This is a genomic window from Streptomyces umbrinus, assembly GCF_030817415.1.
Lineage (GTDB): Bacteria > Actinomycetota > Actinomycetes > Streptomycetales > Streptomycetaceae > Streptomyces > Streptomyces umbrinus_A.
This window is the reverse complement of sequence record NZ_JAUSZI010000002.1, coordinates 7,803,091-7,823,879: the sequence shown is the minus strand read 5'-3', so window position 1 is coordinate 7,823,879 and position 20,789 is coordinate 7,803,091. Positions and strand designations below refer to the sequence as shown.

Sequence of the window (20,789 nt, the reverse complement as noted above, 5' to 3'; positions counted from 1 at the left end):
GCCCCCGCCGCCCCTACCCATTCCCATCCCTGACTCAGGGGCTCCGCCCCCGAACCCCCAAAAGACTGCGCAGTTCCCCGCGCCCCAGGTCTTCAGGGGCGCGGGGAACTGCGCGACCAGCCACATCCGGACCCGCACCCGACAACGCACCCCACGGGGTCTGGGGCAGAGCCCCAGGAGGACGGGAATGGGTAAGGGCGGCGGGGGCGAAACAAACCCTCAGCGACCGTTGAACGCGTCCTTCAGCCTGGAGAACAGCCCCTGCTGCCCGGGCTGAAACTGACCCGTGGGCCGCTCCTCCCCCCGAAGCTGCGCCAGCTCGCGCAGCAGCCGTTCCTGCTCGGGATCAAGCTTGGTCGGCGTCATGACCTCGACATGCACGATGAGATCACCACGCCCCCCACCCCGCAGATGCGTGATCCCACGGCCGTGCAGCGGAACCGACTGCCCGGACTGCGTACCCGGACGGATGTCGATCTCCTCCATCCCGTCGAGCGTCTCCAACGGAACCTTCGTGCCGAGAGACGCCGCGGTCATCGGGATGGTGACCGTGCAGTGCAGGTCGTCACCGCGCCGCTGGAAGGTGGAGTGCGCGACCTCGTGGATCTCTACGTAGAGGTCACCGGCGGGACCACCACCGGGCCCGACCTCGCCCTCGCCCGCGAGCTGGATCCGCGTGCCATTGTCGACACCGGCGGGAATCTTCACGGTCAGGGTCCGACGCGAGCGGACCCGCCCGTCACCGGCGCACTCGGGGCACGGCGTCGGAACAACCGTCCCGAACCCCTGGCACTGCGGACACGGCCGGGACGTCATGACCTGGCCCAGGAAGGACCGTGTCACCTGGGACACCTCACCGCGACCGCGGCACATGTCGCAGGTCTGCGCGGAGGTGCCGGGCGCTGCGCCCTCGCCACTGCACGTCGTACACACGACGGCCGTGTCGACCTGGATGTCCTTCGTCGTACCGAAAGCCGCCTCGTCGAGGTCGATCTCCAGCCGGATCATCGCGTCCTGGCCGCGCCGCGTGCGCGACCGCGGGCCCCGCTGCGACGCCGTACCGAAGAAGGCGTCCATGATGTCCGAGAAGTTCCCGAACCCGCCGGCGCCGAAGCCGCCCGCGCCCTGGCCGCCCGCCTGGGACAGCGGGTCACCGCCGAGGTCGTAGACCTGCTTCTTCTGCGGGTCCGACAACACCTCGTACGCGGCGTTGATCTCCTTGAAGCGCTCTTGCGTCTTCGGATCGGGATTGACGTCCGGATGCAGCTCGCGTGCGAGCCGCCGGAATGCCTTCTTGATCTCGTCCTGGGACGCGTCGCGGCGCACGCCGAGTACGGCGTAGTAGTCCGTGGCCACTTACGACTCCGCCAGGATCTGTCCTACGTACCGTGCCACCGCTCGTACCGCTCCCATCGTTCCGGGGTAATCCATGCGCGTCGGGCCGACCACGCCAAGTTTTGCTACTGCCTCGCCGCCCGAACCGTAGCCGACCGAGACGACGGACGTGGAGTTGAGTCCCTCATGGGCGTTCTCGTGACCGATCCGTACGGCCATGCCCGAATCATTGACCTCACCAAGGAGTTTGAGGAGAACGACCTGCTCCTCAAGTGCCTCCAGGACCGGACGGATGGTGAGGGGAAAGTCATGTCCGAAGCGGGTCAGATTGGCGGTGCCGCCGATCATCAGCCGCTCCTCGGTCTCCTCGACGAGGGTCTCCATGAGGGTGGAGAGCACCGTCGCGACCGTCCCCCGGTCGTCCGACTCGAAAGCGTCGGGGAGATCCTGCACCAGCTGCGGGACGTCCGCGAAACGGCGGCCCGCGATCCGGCTGTTGAGCCGCGCGCGTAGATCCGCCACAGAGGCCTCCCCGAAGGGCGCCGGGCAGTCCACCATGCGCTGCTCGACCCGGCCGGTGTCCGTGATCAGTACGAGCATGACGCGAGCCGGGGCCAGCGACAGCAGCTCCACATGACGCACGGTCGACCGCGTCAGGGACGGGTACTGCACGACGGCCACCTGCCGCGTGAGCTGCGCGAGGAGCCGGACGGTCCGCCCCACGACGTCGTCGAGGTCGACGGCGTTGTCGAGGAAGCTGTGGATCGCCCGCCGCTCCGGCGCGGTCATCGGCTTGACGCCCGCGAGTCTGTCGACGAAGAGGCGGTAGCCCTTGTCCGTGGGGATACGGCCGGCGCTGGTGTGCGGCTGGGCGATGTAGCCCTCGTCCTCAAGGACCGCCATGTCGTTACGGACGGTCGCCGGGGAGACGCCCAGCCGGTGGCGCTCCGTGAGCGCCTTGGAACCGACCGGCTCCTCGGTGCCCACGTAGTCCTGGACGATGGCGCGCAGCACTTCGAGCCTGCGTTCACTGAGCATCGCGCACACCTCCAGCTGGTCTTCCCCGCGGTCTTCGATCATCCTCGATCGCCTTGCCTGGCACTCAGCGTGCGCGAGTGCCAGCATCCCCGGGCCAAGTGTACGGCCGGTAGGTGCGACCCGGGCAAGGGCGGCCCTGCGATGTCACGACGACGTGTACGGGGCTGTCCTGCTCTGTCCCGACTACTGTCCGCGCACTTCACGGGGCGTAGGGCTAGCGTCGGTGTATGAGGGTGACTTGGGAAGAGGCCGGGTGGGAGGAACTGGGTCCGCGGGTCGGGCGCTGCCGGCTTCCGGTGTGGGACTGCACGGTGGGGCTCGTGGTGGGCGAGGGTGCGGCGCTCATGATCGACGCGGGGTCGGGGCTGCGGGAGGGCGCGCGGCTGCGTACGGAGGCGCGACGGTTGCTCGGGGGCGGGCGGGTCACCCATCTCGCGCTCACCCACCCGCACTTCGATCATGTCTTCGGCGCGGCGGCGTTCGCGGGGGTCGAGGTCTTCGGAGCGGTGGGCCTTGAGCGGGTGCTCGTCGACGGAGGGGACGAGTTGCGGGCGGACGCCGAACGCAACGGCGCCGATCCGGGCGAGGCCGCCGAGGCGGCGGATCTCCTCGTCCGCCCCCGGCATCTCGTCTCCGGCGAGTGGACGCTCGACCTGGGCGGCGGAGTGCAGGTCCTGCTGGCGAACGTGGGCCCCGGCCACACCGGCCACGACCTGGCGGTTCTGGTCCCCGGAAGCCCTGGAGCCCCCGACGGCACCGACGGCACCGGGACGCGCTCTCCGGAGATCGTCTTCTGCGGCGACCTCGTCGAGGAGTCCGGCGAACCCCAGGCGGGCCCCGACGCCGTCCCCACCCGCTGGCCCGCGGCCCTGGACCGGCTGCTGGCCCTCGGGGGCGAGGACGCCGTGTACGTGCCCGGCCACGGGGCGGCGGTCGACGCCGGGTTCGTACGGGCCCAACGGGACGCGCTGGCACGGCGTTTCGGCGCGTCGTAGGGGCTCGCGGGGCCGGGTCGCAGGAGGCTTGTCGGCGTGTCGCAGGGGGCTCGGTGCGCCGGGCGGGGACGTTCTCCTATCGTCATCCGAATGCGCCAGTACTCAGCGGACCTGACCCCTCCGTGGAAGAAGCCCAAGCCCGTGCCCGAGGTGGCGGCGGAGCCGGGGCTCGTGGTCGAGGAGCCCGGGACCGGGTTCTGCGGTGCCGTGATCCGTTGCGAGGCCGGGACGGTCACCCTGGAGGACCGCTTCGGCAAGCACCGGGTGTTTCCGCTGGAGCCTCGGGGGTTCCTGCTGGAGGGGCGCGTGGTGACGCTGGTGCGCCCGTCGTCCGCACCCGTACGCCCCAGTCGTACGGCTTCGGGTTCGGTTGCCGTCCCCGGGGCCCGGGCACGGGTCGCCCGGGCGGGGCGCATCTACGTCGAGGGGCGGCACGACGCGGAACTGGTCGAACGGGTCTGGGGTGACGACCTCCGGATCGAGGGTGTCGTCGTCGAGTACCTGGAGGGCATCGACGATCTGCCCGCCATCGTCGAGGAGTTCGATCCTGGGGCGGATGCGCGGCTCGGGGTGCTGGTCGACCATCTCGTGCCCGGCACGAAGGAGTCGCGGATCGCGGAGGCCGTGACGAGTGAGTACGCGCTTGTCGTGGGGCATCCGTACATCGACGTCTGGGAGGCCGTGAAGCCGGCGTCCGTCGGCATCCCTGCGTGGCCCCGCGTGCCGCGGGGGCAGGACTGGAAGACGGGGGTCTGCCGGGCCCTGGGCTGGCCCGACAACACGGGTGCCGCGTGGCAGCGGATCCTCGGCTCGGTCCACTCCTACCGGGACCTGGAGCCGGAGCTCCTGGGCCGCGTGGAGGAACTGATCGACTTCGTCACGGCACCGGGGTGAGCGGGGCGGTCGCAGGGCTTTTTCTCGCCCCCGCCGCCCCTACCCATTCCCGTCACCTACTCGGGGGCCAGCCCCCGAACCCCCGCTCCTCAAACGCCGGAGAGGCTGAAATACCCAAGGGGCGCGGGGAACTGCGCGATCAGCCACATCCGGGCCCGCACCCGAAATCACACCCCCACGGGGTCTGGGGCGGAGCCCCAGGGGACGGGAATGGGTAGGGGCGGCGGGGGCGAAAACAGGCCCTCAGTCCACCAGGTCCCGTACCACCGCGTCCGCCAGCAACCGCCCCCGCAGGGTGAGCACCGCGCTCCCGGCCTCGTACGGCCCAGGCTGAAGGAGACCGTCCGCGAGGGCCCGACGAGACGCCGCAAGCCCGTCCGCATGGAGCAGCGCCAGCGGAACCCCCTCAAGGAGCCGCAGCTCCAGCAGGATCCGTTCCACCCGCCGGTCCTCCTCAGACAGAAGCTCCCGTCCCGCTCCGGGCGACCTCCCCGCCGCCAGAGCCCCCGCATACGCCCCCGGATGCTTTACGTTCCACCAGCGAACACCCCCCACATGGGAGTGCGCCCCGGGCCCGGCTCCCCACCAGTCGGCCCCCCGCCAGTACAGCTCGTTGTGAAGGCAGCGCCCGGCATCGGACGTGGCCCAGTTGGAGACCTCGTACCAGGAGAAGCCCGCCGCGGAGAGACGGTCCTCCGCGATGAGGTACCGGTCCGCGTGCACGTCGTCGTCCGTCATGGGCACCTCCCCGCGCCGGATGCGGCGCGCGAGCTGTGTCCCCTCCTCGACGATCAGGGCGTACGCCGACACATGGTCGGGCCCGGCACCGATCGCCGCGTCGAGCGAGGCCCGCCAGTCGTCGTCGCTCTCACCGGGCGTGCCGTAGATGAGGTCGAGGTTGACGTGGTCGAACCCGGCCGCGCGGGCCTCGGCGACACATGCCTCGGGCCGGCCGGGGGTGTGGGTGCGGTCCAGGACCTTGAGCACATGCTGCCGAGCGCTCTGCATGCCGAACGAGACGCGGTTGAACCCGCCCTCCCGGAGCGCGGCCAGATAGGCCGGGTCCACCGATTCCGGGTTCGCCTCCGTCGTGATCTCCGCGTCCGCCGCGAGCCCGAACTCGTCCCGGACCGCCCCCAGCATCCGTACGAGATCGTCGGCGGCCAGCAGGGTGGGCGTACCGCCGCCGACGAAGACCGTACGGACGGGCCGCGGGTCGTCGCCGAGGACCTTGCGGGCCAGACGGATCTCGTCGATCAGGGTCGAGGCGTAGTTGTCGCGGGAGGCGAGCACGCCCCCCGAGCCGCGCAGCTCCGTCGCCGTGTACGTGTTGAAGTCGCAGTAGCCGCAGCGGGTCGCGCAGTACGGGACGTGGAGGTAGAACCCGAGCGGACGGTCGGCCGCGCCGGCCAGGGCGTGCGCGGGCAGCGCCCCGTCGTCGGGGACGGGCTCGCCGTCGGGAAGTGCGGAAGGCATGTACTCCATTGTCCAGCACCTTCGGCACTCCCCGCCCAGCCCCCTTCGGGGCCGCCTACTCCGCCTGCAGCACCAGCAGTGCCAGGTCGTCCTCCGGCGGTTTGCCGCCGAACTCGTGGACCAGCCGTCGGATCCGTTCGGCGATCAGCTCGGCGCTCAGGCCCGCGCACCCGGCGAACGCGGCGGCGAGGCCGTCGTCGTCGTCGAACTGCCGGTGCCCGCTGCGGCGCTCGGTCACGCCGTCCGTGACGCACAGGAGGCTGTCGCCGGGGCGCAGCTCGAAGGTCCCGCAGAGGTAGCTGGCGTCCTCGAAGACGCCGAGGAGGGTCTGCGGCTGGGCCACCTCGGCGACCTGCCCGGACGGTTGCAGGAGCAACGGCAGCGGGTGCCCGGCGGAGGCGACCGTGCAGTGCACCCCGCCCTCGAAGGGCACCAGCTCGCCGTAGAGGAGGGAGAGGAAACGGGTCTGCGGCCCCTCGTCCGCGAGCCCGGTGCCGCCCGCGGACACCAGGGCCCGGGCGGCCGCGTCGGAGGCCTCGGTCGCGTCGTCGAGGAGCAGCTGGTTGAGGCGGTCGAGGACGTCGGGCACCTCGTAACCCTCCCGCGCGAGGAGCCGCAGCCACGGCCGGGCCAGACCGATCACCACGGCCGCCTCGGGCCCCTTGCCCTGTACGTCGCCGAGGGCGAAGCACCAGCGGCCGTCCCCGGCGGGAAAGAGATCGTAGAAGTCGCCACTGGGTCCGCCCTTGTCGCACGGCTCGTAGACGAGCGCGCTGCGTACGCCGGGGATCTCGGCGACCGCCCCGGGCAGCAGCCCGCGCTGCAGTACGCGGCTGATGGTGGCCTGGCGCGCGTACTGCCGGGCCGCGCCGATGGCGAGCGCGACCCGGCGGCTGAGGTCCTCGACGAGCCCCGTGATCTCGTCGGGGAAGCGGGTCTGCCCGGACCGGCCGATGACCAGCGTGCCGAGCGGTCTGCCGCCCGCGATCAGCCGGAACGCGAGTGCCGATCCGCCGGTCGCCCGCGCTCCCAGTGCCTCGGCGGGCCACGGCACGGGCACGGGGCCCGCGCGGTCCGATTCGGGCAGTTCGGGCGGGTCCTTCTCCAGGAGCCGGCGCAGTTCCTCGATGCGGTTCTCGCTGCCGTGCCAGACGCGGGCGAGCCGTGGCCCGCCGAAGACACCCCCGTCGGAGCGGCCCGGGGCCTCGTCCTCCAGCCATACCGCGCACCAGTCGGCGAGCCGCGGTACGAGCAGCTGCCCGGTGAGCGCGGCGACCAGGTCCTCGTCGAGCTGCCCGGCGAGCAGGTCGGAGGCCTCGGCGAGGAAGGAGAGGACGCCGCGGCTGCGCCAGTCCTGGTCCTGCATGCCGCGGCGGGGTGCGGGGGCGAGGATCTCGGCGGCCCGCTGCCCGCGCCGCAGCGCGTGTTCGCCGTCGTACGCCTCCGCCTCCTCCTCGGCGGTCACGGTCCCGTCGACGGGCAGGCGTGCCCACACTGTCTTGACGCCGGTGCGGTAGGTGATGCCCCACGCCTCGGAGAGCGCGGAGACCAGGTGCAGGCCCCGGCCGTACTCGCCGGTGTCGTACGGCCGCTCGGCCCCGTCGTCGTGCACCGCGCGCGCGGGGTGATGGTCGGACACCTCTATGACGAGGACGCCGGAATCGGGGACGGGCCCTGGCTCGGAGTCGTTGCCCGCACCCTCGCCATTGCCCGAACCTTCGTACGAAGCGGCCGTTCGTACGGTCCTGGAGTCCGACGCGGCGGCCGCCGGGCAGTCCTCCGAGCAACGGCCGAGCCGGCACAGCAGCTCCACGTCCGTGCCGGCGTGCACCACCGCGTTCGTGACGAGTTCGCTGACGACCACCATGGCGTCGGCGACGAGCAGGTCGGTGATGAACTCGGCGCCGGGCAAGGCGAGTTCGGTCCATTCGGCGAGCGCGGTGCGGACGAACCGACGGGCGGCGCCCGGCGCGAGAGGGTTGCCCGGTAAGGACGTACGTGCCACCGCCCGCGGGCGCTCTGGCGCCTCAGGAGCACGGGACACGGACTCCCGTTGCGTCGGTATGGGCCCCACTGTGCGGCTCCCTGAGCAGTTCGGACGATACGCCTCAGACGATGCGGACAGAGTGACAGACTGACCACGCCCATAAGCGCCGAGTTACCGAAGTTGGGCCACCATGAGTGAGAACAGTGCTACGCATGTGCTCGAAGACGGACAGATTCGGGCATCAGATCTGCGTCCTCTGCTCGCCGCCATGACCGCCGCCCGAGACGGCGATTTCAGCAAGGTGCCCGAATCGGGCCACGGGCTGGTGGCCGAGCTGGTCACGGTGTTCAACCAGATCCTGGACCGCAGCCTGCATTTCAACTCCGAGGTGCAGCGCGTCCGCCGGGAGCTCGTCCGTCACGGCCGGCTCGACGAGCGGCTCTCCGCGAGCCCGGGACAGGGCCACTGGACGACCCGGGTCAACGACGTGAACCAGTTGCTGGACGCGCTGGTGGCACCGGCCGCCAACGCGACACGTGTGCTCGACGCGGTGGCGGGCGGCGACCTGACCCAGCGCGTCGACCTGCACGACGGCAACCGTCAGCTGCGGGGCGATCTGCGCCGGTTGGGCCGGACGGTCAACAAGATGGTCGACCAGCTGTCCCTGTTCACCGGCGAGGTGACCCGGGTGGCCCGCGAGGTCGGCACGGAGGGGCGGCTGGGCGGCCGCGCCAAGGTGACGGGCCTGTCGGGCAGTTGGCGGGACGTGACCGAGGCCGTGAACACGATGGCGTCGCGGTTGACCGCCCAGGTCCGTGACATCGCCCTGGTCACCACGGCGGTGGCGCGCGGCGACCTGACCCGCACGGTGACGGTCGAGGCGACCGGTGAGCTGCTCGAACTGAAGCTGACCGTGAACACGATGGTCGACCAGCTCTCCGCCTTCGCCGACGAGGTCACGCGTGTGGCCCGCGAGGTGGGTACGGAGGGCCAGTTGGGCGGCCGGGCCCAGGTGCGCGGTGTGTCCGGGGTCTGGAAGGACCTCACCGACAACGTCAACTTCATGGCCTCGAACCTGACCTCGCAGGTCCGCAACATCGCCCAGGTGACGACGGCCGTGGCCAACGGCGACCTGAGCCAGAAGATCACGGTCGACGCGAAGGGCGAGATCCTGGAGCTGAAGTCCACCATCAACACCATGGTCGACCAGCTCTCCGCCTTCGCCGACGAGGTCACCCGCGTCGCCCGCGAGGTGGGTACGGAAGGCAACCTGGGCGGGCGCGCGCAGGTCCGTGGTGTGTCGGGGGTCTGGAAGGACCTCACCGACAACGTCAACTTCATGGCGGACAACCTGACTTCACAGGTCCGCAACATCGCGCTCGTCTCCACCGCCGTGGCCCAGGGCGACCTCGGCAAGAAGATCACGGTGGAGGCGAAGGGCGAGATCCTGGAGCTGAAGTCCACCATCAACACGATGGTCGACCAGCTCTCCGCCTTCGCCGACGAGGTCACCCGCGTCGCCCGCGAGGTCGGCACCGAAGGAAACCTCGGCGGACAGGCTCAAGTGCGCGGCGTCTCCGGCGTCTGGAAGGACCTCACCGACAACGTCAACTTCATGGCCCTGAACCTGACTTCACAGGTGCGGAACATCGCCCAGGTGACGACGGCCGTGGCGAACGGCAACCTCGGCAAGAAGATCACGGTCGACGCGCGCGGCGAGATCCTGGAGCTCAAGGACACCGTCAACACGATGGTGGAACAGCTTCGCGCCTTCGCCGACGAGGTCACGAGGGTGGCCCGCGAGGTCGGCACCGACGGACGGCTCGGCGGCCGCGCCCAGGTCCTCGGCGTGTCCGGCGTCTGGCGGGACCTCACCGACAACGTCAACTACATGGCGGACAACCTGACTTCACAGGTCCGCAACATCGCGCAGGTCGCGACCGCCGTGGCCCAGGGCGACCTCTCCAAGAAGATCGACGTGGACGCGCGCGGCGAGATCCTGGAGCTGAAGACCACGATCAACACGATGGTGGACACGCTGTCGTCGTTCTCGTCCGAGGTCACGCGCGTGGCCCGCGAGGTGGGTTCGGAGGGCCAACTCGGCGGCCAGGCACGGGTGGAGGGTGTGTACGGCACCTGGAAACGCCTGACGACGAACGTGAACGAGCTGGCGTCCAACCTCACCACCCAGGTCCGCGCGATCGCCGAGGTGGCGTCCGCGGTGGCCCAGGGCGACATGTCCCGCTCGATCACGGTGGAGACGCAGGGCGAGGTCGCCGAGCTGAAGGACAACATCAACCTGATGGTGGCCAACCTCCGCGAGACGACCCGCGCGAAGGACTGGCTGGAGTCGAACCTCGCCCGTCTCGCCGCGCTCATGCAGGGCCACCGGGACCTGATGGAGGTCGCCGACCTGATCCTGCGCGAGCTGACCCCGCTGGTGAACGCGCAGTACGGCGCCTTCTTCCTGGCCGACCCGGAGGAGGACGGCGCCTCGCTGCACACGGCCGTGCCCGCCAAGGGGCTCGCCTTCATCGCGGGATACGGCTCGGCGCAGGGCGCGACCGTCGACACGGGCACCATGCCGGTGCACGGGCTCGTACGGCAGGCCGCGCGGGAGAAGAAGCGGATCCTGGTGGAGGAGGCCCCGCCGGACTACATCAAGATCAACAGCGGTCTGGGGGAGGCGGCTCCCGCGAGCGTCGTCATCATCCCGATCCTCTTCGAGGACAAGCTGCTGGGGGTGATCGAGCTCGCCTCGTTCTCCCGCTTCTCCGATGTGCACCTGGCGTTCTTCGACCAGTTCGTGAACACCATCGGCGTCGCGATCAACACCATCATCGCCAACTCCCGTACGGAGTCACTGCTCGGCGAGTCGCAGCGCCTGGCCGTCCAGCTCCAGGACCGCTCCGACGAACTGCAGTCGCAGCAGGCCGAGTTGCAGCGCTCCAACGCCGAACTGGAGGAGAAGGCGGCGCTGTTGGCCACCAGCTCCCAGTACAAGTCGGAGTTCCTGGCGAACATGTCGCACGAGCTGAGGACGCCCCTCAACTCGCTGCTGATCCTGGCCAGGCTGCTCTCCGACAACCCGGACGGTCATCTCTCGGACCAGGAGGTGCAGTTCGCGACGACGATCCACCGCTCGGGCTCCGACCTCCTCCAGCTGATCAACGACATCCTCGACCTGTCGAAGATCGAGGCCGGCCGGATGGACGTACGCCCGAAGAAGCTTCCGCTGATCAAGCTGCTCGACTATGTGCACGCCACGTTCCGGCCGCTCACGCTGGACCGGGGGCTCGCCTTCGAGGTGTCGGTCGGCGAGGACGTACCGCGCGAGATGTACTCGGACGAGCAGCGGCTCCAGCAGATCCTGCGCAACCTGCTCTCCAACGCGATCAAGTTCACCGCGACGGGCCGGGTCGAGCTGCGCGTCAACCGCGTCAAGGACACCGAGCACCGCTACACCCGCGAGAAGAGCGACCATGTGATCGCCTTCGCGGTCTCCGACACCGGCATCGGTATCGCCCCGGAGAAGCTCCCGGTGATCTTCGAGGCGTTCCAGCAGGCCGACGGCACGACGAACCGCAAGTACGGCGGCACGGGCCTCGGCCTGTCCATCAGCCGGGAGATCGCGGGCCTGCTGGGCGGCCGCATCATCGCCGAGAGCATGCCCGGCAGGGGTTCCACCTTCACGCTGTACGTGCCGGTCGTCAGCCCCGGGCACTCGGCGACCGAGCCGGGCGCCGAGGAGCGGGCCCTGACCATGCCCGAGCAGCTGTCCTCCGAGCCCTACACCGTCCACGACCAGGACGACGGCTGGCCGGCACCCACCAAACTGGAGGCGTGGAAGGCGGGGCGGGCAGGCCAAGTCCTGCCAGGACGACGGGTGTTGATCGTGGACGACGACATCCGCAACGTCTTCGCGCTCACCCATGTACTGGGCCGGGTCGGGATGCCCGTCCTGTACGCGGAGAACGGGCGCGAGGGCATCGAGACACTGGAGCGCAACCCCGACGTCCAGCTCGTACTGATGGACATCATGATGCCGGAGATGGACGGCTACGAGACCATCTCCGCCATCCGCCGCACCCCGCGCTGGGCCGGACTCCCCATCGTCGCCCTCACCGCCAAGGCGATGCCGGGCGACCGCGAGAAGTCCATCGCGCGCGGTGCGAACGACTACGTACCCAAGCCGGTGGACGTCGATCAGCTGCTGACCGTCGTCTGTGCGCTCCTGGACCCCGAGAGCACGGATGCCGAGGAGCAGGGCCTCTCCGTCGCGACCGGCGCGGCGGAACCCCTCGGTTCCGGTGCGCCCGAATCCGTCGCATCGGAGGAGCCCACCGTCCCGCCGGCGAACCAGTGAGGCAGGCAGTCAATCACCATGAGCACTGAGGCATCGACCGACGAGCGCGCCAGCATCCTCCTCGTGGACGACATGGAGGACAACCTGATCGCGCTGGAGGCCGTCCTGGGGTCCCTCAACGAACCGCTCGTACGCGCCCGTTCGGGCGAGGAGGCGATGAAGGCGCTGCTGCGGCAGCGGTTCGCCGTCGTCCTGCTCGACATCCGGATGCCGGGCATGGACGGCTTCGAGACGGCCGCGAACATCAAGCGGCTCGACCAGACCAAGGACGTACCGATCATCTTCCTGACCGGCACGGACTCCGACGCGGGCTACGCGTTCCGCGGGTACGCGACCGGAGCCGCCGACTATCTCACCAAGCCGTTCGACCCCTGGGTGCTGCGTGCCAAGGTGACCGTTTTCCTCGATCTGCACCGCAAGAACCGGCAGTTGGAGCGGATGCTCGCCCGCGAGCAGGCACAGTTCGACGAACTCGCCGACCGCCTGCGCGCGATCGAGACCCACATGGCGACCAGCGGCCTCAAGGACGTCCTCGAACTCCGCCACCACATACGCCACATGGAGGACCTGCTGCGCGAAATGCGAAAGGGGCGGGCTCTGTGACCCTTCCCCGCGCCCCTGTAAGGGGCGCGGGGCTGTGTCGTCGTGCGGCTCCGCCGCGGGGCGCGACCAGCCACAACGAACCCGCAGACGAACCAACACGCGCACCCCCAGCCGGGCCAGGGGCGCCCTCGAGCCCGACGGCTAGGCCTCGCGCGACCCGGCGTACATCTCGTCGATCAAGTGCTTGACTGCATCACCGCGGGGGACGACCCCCGCACCCCCAGCCGGGCCACGACCGCCCTCAAGCCCGACGGCCAGGCCTCGCGCGACCCGGCATACATCTCATCGATCAAGTGCTCGGCTGCATCACCGCGGGGGACGACCCCCGCACCCCCAGCCGGGCCACGACCGCCCTCCAACCCGACGGCTAGACCTCGCGCGACCCGGCATACATCTCATCGATCAAGTGCTCGGCTGCATCACCGCGGGGGACGACCCCCGCACCCCCAGCCGGGCCACGACCGCCCTCCAACCCGACGGCTAGACCTCGCGCGACCCGGCGTACATCTCGTCGATCAGGTGCTTGTACTCCCGCTCGACGACCGGGCGCTTCAGCTTCAGGCTGGGCGTCAGTTCGCCGTGTTCGATGTCGAGGTCGCGCGGGAGGAGCTTGAACTTCTTGATGGTCTGCCAGCGCTGGAGGCCCTCGTTGAGCGTCTTGACGTAGCCGTCGATGAGCTCGACCGTCGCGGGGGCGGCGACGACCTCGGCGTACGACTTGCCCGACAGGCCGTTGTCCGCGGCCCAGCCGAGGATCGACGGCTCGTCGAGGGAGATGAGCGCGGTGCAGAAGTTCCGGTCGGCGCCGTGCACGAGGATGTTGGAGACGTAGGGGCAGACGGCCTTGAACTGGCCCTCGACCTCGGCGGGCGCGATGTACTTGCCGCCCGAGGTCTTGATGAGGTCCTTCTTGCGGTCCGTGATGCGCAGATAGCCGTCGGGGGACAGCTCGCCGATGTCGCCGGTGTGGAACCAGCCGTCGGACTCCAGCACCTCGGCCGTCTTCTCGGGCAGCCCGTGGTAGCCCTCCATGATGCCGGGGCCGCGCAGCAGGATCTCGCCGTCGTCCGCGATGCGCACCTCGGTGCCGGGCAGCGGCTTGCCGACCGTGCCGGTGCGGTACGCCTCGCCAGGGTTCACGAAGGAGGCCGCGGACGACTCCGTGAGCCCGTACCCCTCCAGGATGTGGATGCCGGCGCCCGCGAAGAAGAAGCCGATCTCGGGCGCGAGGGCCGCCGACCCGGAGACACAGGCGCGCAGGTTGCCGCCGAAGGCCTCACGGATCTTGGCGTAGACGAGCGCGTCGGCGACCTTGTGCTTGGCCGAGAGGCCGAAGGGCGCGGAGGCGGTGCCGGTACGGCGGAAGTTGTCCTGCGTGGCCTTCGCGTACTCGCGGGAGACACCGGCCGCCCACTGGAAGATCTTGTACTTGGCACCGCCGCCGGCACGGGCCTTCGCGGCGACCCCGTTGTAGACCTTCTCGAAGATCCGCGGGACGGCCGCCATGTACGTCGGCTGCACGACCGGCAGATTCTCGATGATCTTGTCGACACGGCCGTCGACGGCGGTGACGTGCCCGACCTCGATCTGGCCGGACGTGAGCACCTTGCCGAAGACGTGCGCGAGCGGCAGCCACAGGTACTGGACGTCCTCCTGGCCGACCAGACCGGTCGCGGCGATGGCCTTCGCCATGTACGACCAGTTGTCGTGCGGCAGCCGGACACCCTTGGGGCGGCCCGTGGTGCCGGAGGTGTAGATGAGGGTGGCCAGCTGCTCCTTGGTGATTGCCCCGACCTTCTCCTTGACCAGGTCGGGGTTCTTCTCCAGGTACGCGGCGCCGCGGGTCTCCAGCTCGGCGAGGGTGAGGACCCACTCGCTGGACTCCACGCCGACCGGGTCGATCACGACGACATGGGTCAGCTCGGGCAGGTCACCGCGCTTGTCCCGGGCCTTGGCGAGCTGCGCCGCGTCCTCCGCGATCAGCACCTTGCTCTCGGAGTCGGCCAGGATGAAGGCCGACTCCTCGGCGTTCGTCTGCGGGTAGACGGTGGTCGTCGCCGCGCCCGCGCACATGATGCCGAGGTCGGCGAGGATCCACTCGACGCGGGTCGAGGAGGCGAGCGCGACGCGCTGCTCCGGCTGCACACCCAGCTCGATCAGACCGGCCGCGATCGCGTAGACCCGGTCGGCCGCCTGCGTCCAGCTCAGGGACTTCCAGTCGTCCGGGCCCTCGCTTGAGGCCGACGGCACCGGGTAGCGGTACGCCTCCGCGTCCGGCGTCGCCGCCACGCGCTCCAGGAAGAGGGCCGCCACGGACGGCGGACGGTTCTCGATCAGGGTCTGTGTGTCGCTCACGACATCCTCCGGGGCCCGCGACAGTGCGTGTGGCTGGCTGATTGCGGTTGGCTCTGACAGTTGGCTCAGGGGCAGATTGATGCTGGTGACTCACTGGCGACTGGCTCGACGCACTCGTTGTTTAACTCACGAGTAACCAGCGAGTGGTGATCAGAGTAAAGCCCGTCCGCCCGGTGCGTAAGGGGCGGCGTGCTGTCACTTCCTACAGAGCGTGGGCGGAACGCGGCAGTCCGTGGACGCGGCGGGCCCGTCGCGCGAAAGCGCGACGGGCCCGTGATTCCGCGGCCGTCCGACGACCGGGCCGACGGCTACTTCTTGCCCTTGCCCGAGCCGGCGGCGTCGTCGCTGGACAGAACGGCGATGAAGGCCTCTTGCGGAACCTCCACAGAGCCCACCATCTTCATCCGCTTCTTGCCTTCCTTCTGCTTCTCCAGCAGCTTCCGCTTACGGGAGATGTCACCGCCGTAGCACTTGGCGAGGACGTCCTTCCGGATGGCGCGGATGGTCTCGCGGGCGATGACCCGGGACCCGATGGCCGCCTGGATGGGAATCTCGAAGGCCTGGCGCGGGATGAGCTCGCGCAGCTTTGCGACGAGCCGTACTCCGTACGCGTAGGCCGCGTCCTTGTGCGTGACGGCGGAGAAGGCGTCGACGCGGTCGCCGTGGAGGAGGATGTCGACCTTCACCAGCGAGGCGTCCTGCTCGCCGGTGGGCTCGTAGTCCAGGGAGGCGTACCCGCGGGTCTTGGACTTCAGATTGTCGAAGAAGTCGAAGACGATCTCGGCGAGGGGGAGCGTGTAGCGGATCTCGACGCGGTCCTCCGACAGATAGTCCATACCGAGGAGGGTGCCGCGGCGGGTCTGGCAGAGCTCCATGATCGAGCCGATGAACTCGCTGGGAGCGAGGATCGTGGCCCGGACGACCGGCTCGAAGACCTTGTCGATCTTGCCCTCGGGGAACTCGCTCGGGTTGGTGACCGTGTGCTCCTTCCCGTCCTCCATGATCACGCGGTAGACCACGTTGGGAGCGGTGGCGATGAGTTCGAGGTTGAACTCGCGCTCCAGGCGCTCACGGATGACGTCGAGGTGCAGCAGGCCGAGGAAGCCGACGCGGAAGCCGAAGCCGAGGGCCGCGGAGGTCTCCGGCTCGTAGACCAGGGCGGCGTCGTTGAGCTGGAGCTTGTCCAGCGCCTCGCGCAGGTCGGGGTAGTCGGAACCGTCCAGCGGATACAGACCGGAGAAGACCATCGGCTTCGGGTCCTTGTACCCGCCGAGGGCCTCGGTGGCGCCCTTGTCCTTGCTGGTGATCGTGTCACCGACCTTGGACTGACGGACGTCCTTCACGCCGGTGATGATGTAGCCCACCTCGCCGACGCCGATGCCGTCGGCCGGCGTCATCTCGGGGGACGAGACGCCGATCTCCAGAAGCTCGTGGGTGGCGCCGGTCGACATCATCTTGATGCGCTCGCGCTTGTTGAGCTGCCCGTCGATGACACGTACGTACGTGACCACGCCCCGGTACGAGTCATAGACCGAGTCGAAGATCATCGCGCGGGCGGGGGCGTCGGCGACCCCGACCGGGGCCGGGACGTCACGGACGACCCGGTCGAGGAGCGCGTCCACACCGATGCCGGTCTTCGCCGAGACCCTGAGCACGTCCTCGGGCTGGCAGCCGATGAGGTTGGCGAGCTCCTCGGAGAACTTCTCCGGCTGGGCGGCCGGCAGGTCGATCTTGTTCAGTACAGGGATGATCTTGAGGTCGTTCTCCATCGCCAGGTAGAGGTTGGCGAGAGTCTGCGCCTCGATGCCCTGAGCGGCGTCCACGAGGAGGACGGTCCCCTCGCAGGCGGCGAGCGACCGGGACACCTCATACGTGAAGTCCACGTGCCCGGGGGTGTCGATCATGTTGAGGATGTGGGTGTTGCCCGGGTCGTCGGTCGGGGCCCAGGGCAGTCGCACCGCCTGGGACTTGATCGTGATGCCGCGCTCGCGCTCGATGTCCATCCGGTCGAGGTACTGAGCGCGCATCTGCCGCTGCTCGACCACCCCGGTCAGCTGGAGCATCCGGTCGGCGAGCGTGGACTTGCCGTGGTCGATGTGCGCGATGATGCAGAAATTGCGGATCAGAGCCGGGGCGGTGCGGCTCGGCTCGGGCACATTGTTAGGGATCGCGGGCACGCAGGGTCCTGTCTCTTGAGGCGCCTGTCGCCTCGGGTCGGATCGATACGTAGGCTCCATGGTCCCACGGGCGGGGGCGTGCGACCGGTTTGGGCCACTCGTACGGTGACTGGTAGCCTGAACAGCTGTGTCTCATGCCCTCTCTGCAGGAGGCACATCCTCAAGAAACCAAACGGTGCATGAGGCGAGCGCGTGAGGCGTATTTCCGTTTCCCGATTCTCGTTTCTCGCGTGCCAGAACCTGAGAAGGCTCATTCGTGGCGAACATCAAGTCCCAGATCAAGCGGATCAAGACCAACGAGAAGGCTCGGCTGCGCAACAAGGCCGTCAAGTCTTCGCTGAAGACCGCGATCCGCAAGGCCCGTGAGGCTGCTGCCGCGGGTGACGTCGAGAAGGCCACGGAGGCCGCGCGCGAGGCTTCGCGCAAGCTGGACAAGGCTGTCTCGAAGGGCGTCATCCACAAGAACCAGGCCGCCAACAAGAAGTCGGCGCTTGCTTCCAAGGTCTCCACCCTCAAGGGCTGAACTCACTTGATTTAACCGCCGGAAGGACCTGAGCGGGCCCTCTCTCATCCGCTCCCGACCGGCACCCCGACTCGTACGCGATCTGCGTTCGCCACGCGGGTACGAGTCCCCCGCACAATCCGAGGCCCCGGCCGCTCTCCCTTCCCCAGGGGGGAGGGTCGGGGCCTTTGGTGTGGGGGGATGGTGCTGCAGCGGCGAGGGTTGTGCTGCCGGGGGGCGCTGGGGGTGCGCTGCGGGGGCGGTGGGTTGCGCTGGGGGCGTGGCCGACACTCTTCAGCCCGTCCGGCGTTTGAGGACGAGGCCGCCAGGCCGATTCCCCACCCACCCACGGCCAACCCGCTCACCTTCGTCAGCCCCCGCCCACCCAGCCTGTCCGGCGTTTGAGGACGAGCGCGTCAGCGCTATGCGGGGGCCTGGGGGCGGAGCTCCTGGAAAGGGACGGGAATGGGTAGGGGCGGCGGGGGCGAAAAACGCCCGGCGGCAGCTAGCCGCGGCGGGCGCGGGCCGCCCGGGCAATGGCGACGACGGCCTTCTCGAGGGCGTACTCGGGATCGTCACCCCCACCCTTCACACCGGCATCGGCCTCCGCGACAGCCCGAAGCGCAACGGAAACCCCATCCGGAGTCCACCCCCGCATCTGCTGCCGAACCCGATCGATCTTCCACGGCGGCATCCCCAGCTCCCGAGCAAGATCCGCAGGCCGCCCCCCACGAGCGGACGACAGCTTCCCGATCGCCCGCACCCCCTGCGCCAACGCACTAGTGATCATCACAGGCGCGACCCCGGTCGACAGAGACCACCGCAGAGCCTCCAACGCCTCAGCCGCCCGCCCCTCGACCGCCCGATCGGCCACCGTGAAGCTGGAGGCCTCGGCCCGACCCGTGTAGTACCGCCCGACAACGGCCTCGTCGATCGTCCCCTCGATGTCCGAGACAAGCTGCGTCACGGCGGACGCCAGCTCCCGCAGATCACTCCCGATGGAGTCGACAAGGGCCTGGCAGGCCTCAGGCGTGGCGGACCGCCCCAGCGCCCGGAACTCGCTCCGCACGAAGGCCAGCCGATCCGCCGGCTTCGTCATCTTGGGGCAGGCGACCTCACGCGCACCCGCCTTGCGCGCGGCATCGAGCAGCCCCTTGCCCTTGGCCGCACCCGCGTGCAACAGCACGAGCGTGATCTCCTCGGCGGGGGCGCCCAGATACGCCTTCACGTCCTTGATCGTGTCGGCCGACAGATCCTGGGCGTTACGCACCACGACGACCTTGCGCTCCGCGAAGAGCGACGGACTGGTCAGCTCGGCGAGCGTGCCCGGCTGCAACTGGTCCGACGTGAGGTCCCGTACATCCGTGTCCGCGTCGGCGGCCCGCGCGGCGACCACCACCTCCCGCACGGCGCGGTCGAGCAGGAGGTCCTCCTGCCCGACGGCGATCGTGACGGGGGTGAGCGGGTTGTCCTGTGCAGAGTTCCTTGCCATCGCGCCCAAGCATCCCACGCACCACTGACAACGGACTCCGCCCGCGAGCTGACCCGACGCCCGTGGGAGTCAGGCACCTGGAGGGCGAGCCGTCGGCCGCGCCGAGGCCCGGCGACCGCACGGAGGCCCGCCTGCCAAGGGCCAAGCCCACGGTCGTGCAGCGGCCGAGCTGGTCCTCACCCGCAACCGCGGCCTACGGCTCCTCGCGCCACCCGTCCCACTCCCCCGCGAACGCGTCCAGCTCCCCCGCATCGAGCCGCCCGTCCGAGTCCCGCAGGACCAGCAGCCACTGCGCGTCCTCGGCGTCGTCCTCGCCGGCCAGGGCGTCCCGTACGAGCTGCGGCTCCTCGTCGAGTGCGAACCGCTCCCCGAGCGCCTCCGCCGCCTCATGCGCGGCATCGCGGTCGGGCAGGACCAGTACATGTCTCACATCGCTCACCCGGCCATTTTCCGGTACACGGACAACGCTCCGCGCCGAGGGCGGGCGATCCCCAAAACACCAGGTCAGACCTGCCGGTCGAGGCAGATCCACAGACCAGGCAGTCCCATGAGCCCCGTCAGCCCCGTCAGCCCTGTCAGCCCTGGCAGTCCCGTCAGCCCTTGGGCACGATCTGTACGTCCAGATCGACCGTGATGCTCGGGCCGACCACGGCGATCCCCCGGGCGAGCATCGTCTGCCAGCTCACCGTGAAGTCGTCGCGGCGCAGTTCGGTGCTGGCCCGGCAGGCCGCCCGCACCTCGCCCTCCATGCCGTTGCCGACGCCGAGATACTCCGTGTCGAGCGTGACCGTCCGCGTCACCCCGTGCAGCGACAGCGCCCCGGTGACCGCCCACCGGTTGCCACCCCGGTGCGCGAACCGGTCGCTGTAGAACTCCAGCGTCGGAAACCGGTCGACATCGAGAAAGTCCGCGGACCTCAGATGGTCGTCCCGCATCTTCACGTTCGTGTCGATGGACGACGCGTCGATCACCACATGCATGGCCGAGTGCTCCGCACGCTCGGCCAGCCGTATCACCCCCGCGAACGTGTTGAACCTGCCCCGCACCTTGGCCAGCCCGATGTGCCTGGCGGTGAACCCGATCGTGGAGTGCGTCGGCTCGATCTCCCAGTCCCCCGGCCGGGGCAGTGCGGGCGGCCGGGCGACGTGCAGCATCACTTCGCCGAGCGAGGCCAGCGCGTTCTCCTCCACCGTGGCGTTCGCCCTGAACGGCGCGTACCCCTCGGCCGACACCGCGAGCCGGTACTCGCCCGCCGGCATCGTCACCGTGAAGGACCCGAACGGATCCAGCCCCCCGCCGACCACTTTTCGCCCCGACGTGTCCGTGACCACGAACTCGGCATGCGGCACCGGCTGGTTGACCGGATCCAGCACCCGGCAGCTGAGTACTCCTGCCCCGTCGGGCATCGGCACCGCGGCGACACGATCCGCCCGTTGCGTTCGGTTCGAACGGTTCCCCAGCCAGCTGCCGACCATCTGCGACCCACCCTCGCGCGACACGAACGTTGTGAAATCACCGTTGCAGAGGAGGTATTCGACCACTGATGCGACTTTCGAGGCAACAGACGAC

14 protein-coding genes are annotated in these 20,789 nt (G+C 69.6%); 5 read left to right on the top strand and 9 right to left on the bottom strand.

Going from position 1 to position 20,789, the window contains the following annotated elements; genetic code table 11:
• Positions 1-219: 219 nt before the first annotated feature.
• The gene (gene dnaJ / locus QF035_RS34540) at positions 220-1,356 is read right to left on the bottom strand and encodes a molecular chaperone DnaJ (RefSeq protein ID WP_143632055.1); all 1,137 of its coding nucleotides are present in this window, start codon (positions 1,354-1,356) and stop codon (positions 220-222) included.
• Positions 1,357-2,373, bottom strand: coding sequence for a heat-inducible transcriptional repressor HrcA (gene hrcA / locus QF035_RS34535; RefSeq protein ID WP_189837900.1), 1,017 nt, complete (start codon positions 2,371-2,373; stop codon positions 1,357-1,359).
• A gap of 227 nt (positions 2,374-2,600) precedes the next feature.
• Between hrcA and QF035_RS34530 the strand changes: the two genes are divergently transcribed.
• Positions 2,601-3,368 carry an MBL fold metallo-hydrolase gene (locus tag QF035_RS34530; protein ID WP_307524505.1) on the top strand — a complete coding sequence of 256 codons (768 nt, stop codon included), beginning with the start codon at positions 2,601-2,603 and terminating at the stop codon, positions 3,366-3,368.
• Positions 3,369-3,458: 90 nt separating this feature from the next.
• Complete coding sequence (locus QF035_RS34525; protein ID WP_307524503.1) at positions 3,459-4,262, top strand: DUF3097 domain-containing protein; 804 nt, start codon at positions 3,459-3,461, stop codon at positions 4,260-4,262.
• Between the two features lie 243 nt (positions 4,263-4,505).
• Here the strand turns inward: QF035_RS34525 and hemW are convergent, their stop codons facing one another.
• Positions 4,506-5,738 carry a radical SAM family heme chaperone HemW gene (gene hemW, locus QF035_RS34520; RefSeq protein ID WP_307524501.1) on the bottom strand — a complete coding sequence of 411 codons (1,233 nt, stop codon included), beginning with the start codon at positions 5,736-5,738 and terminating at the stop codon, positions 4,506-4,508.
• Between the two features lie 55 nt (positions 5,739-5,793).
• Positions 5,794-7,812 (bottom strand): SpoIIE family protein phosphatase, encoded by a 2,019-nt coding sequence (locus QF035_RS34515; protein WP_307524500.1) that lies wholly within the window; start codon positions 7,810-7,812, stop codon positions 5,794-5,796.
• Between the two features lie 181 nt (positions 7,813-7,993).
• On the opposite strand from QF035_RS34515, the gene QF035_RS34510 reads away from it, so the two are divergent.
• Together QF035_RS34510 and QF035_RS34505 are read left to right on the top strand one after the other, a co-directional pair.
• Positions 7,994-12,091, top strand: a complete 4,098-nt coding sequence (locus QF035_RS34510) for a HAMP domain-containing protein (RefSeq protein WP_307524498.1) — start codon at positions 7,994-7,996, stop codon at positions 12,089-12,091.
• A gap of 18 nt (positions 12,092-12,109) precedes the next feature.
• Complete coding sequence (locus QF035_RS34505; RefSeq protein WP_307524496.1) at positions 12,110-12,694, top strand: response regulator; 585 nt, start codon at positions 12,110-12,112, stop codon at positions 12,692-12,694.
• A gap of 480 nt (positions 12,695-13,174) precedes the next feature.
• Here QF035_RS34505 and QF035_RS34500 read toward each other — a convergent pair whose 3' ends face one another.
• A complete protein-coding gene (locus tag QF035_RS34500; RefSeq protein WP_307524495.1) occupies positions 13,175-15,049 on the bottom strand; it encodes an AMP-dependent synthetase/ligase in 1,875 nt (624 codons plus the stop codon).
• Positions 15,050-15,357: 308 nt separating this feature from the next.
• A complete protein-coding gene (gene lepA / locus QF035_RS34495; RefSeq protein ID WP_307524494.1) occupies positions 15,358-17,226 on the bottom strand; it encodes a translation elongation factor 4 in 1,869 nt (622 codons plus the stop codon).
• 256 nt (positions 17,227-17,482) lie between these two features.
• Here lepA and rpsT point away from each other — a divergent pair, with 256 nt between their 5' ends.
• Positions 17,483-17,749 carry a 30S ribosomal protein S20 gene (gene rpsT, locus QF035_RS34490; RefSeq protein WP_055615123.1) on the top strand — a complete coding sequence of 89 codons (267 nt, stop codon included), beginning with the start codon at positions 17,483-17,485 and terminating at the stop codon, positions 17,747-17,749.
• Between the two features lie 484 nt (positions 17,750-18,233).
• Here rpsT and holA read toward each other — a convergent pair whose 3' ends face one another.
• The 3 genes from holA to QF035_RS34475 all read right to left on the bottom strand — a co-directional run bounded on the left by holA (position 18,234) and on the right by QF035_RS34475 (position 20,695).
• Positions 18,234-19,220, bottom strand: a complete 987-nt coding sequence (gene holA, locus QF035_RS34485; protein ID WP_307524493.1) for a DNA polymerase III subunit delta — start codon at positions 19,218-19,220, stop codon at positions 18,234-18,236.
• A 193-nt stretch (positions 19,221-19,413) separates the two neighbouring features.
• Entirely contained in the window at positions 19,414-19,659 is a 246-nt protein-coding gene (locus QF035_RS34480) for a hypothetical protein (RefSeq protein WP_055610569.1), read from the bottom strand.
• A gap of 154 nt (positions 19,660-19,813) precedes the next feature.
• Positions 19,814-20,695 carry a YceI family protein gene (locus QF035_RS34475; protein ID WP_307524490.1) on the bottom strand — a complete coding sequence of 294 codons (882 nt, stop codon included), beginning with the start codon at positions 20,693-20,695 and terminating at the stop codon, positions 19,814-19,816.
• Positions 20,696-20,789: the final 94 nt, after the last annotated feature.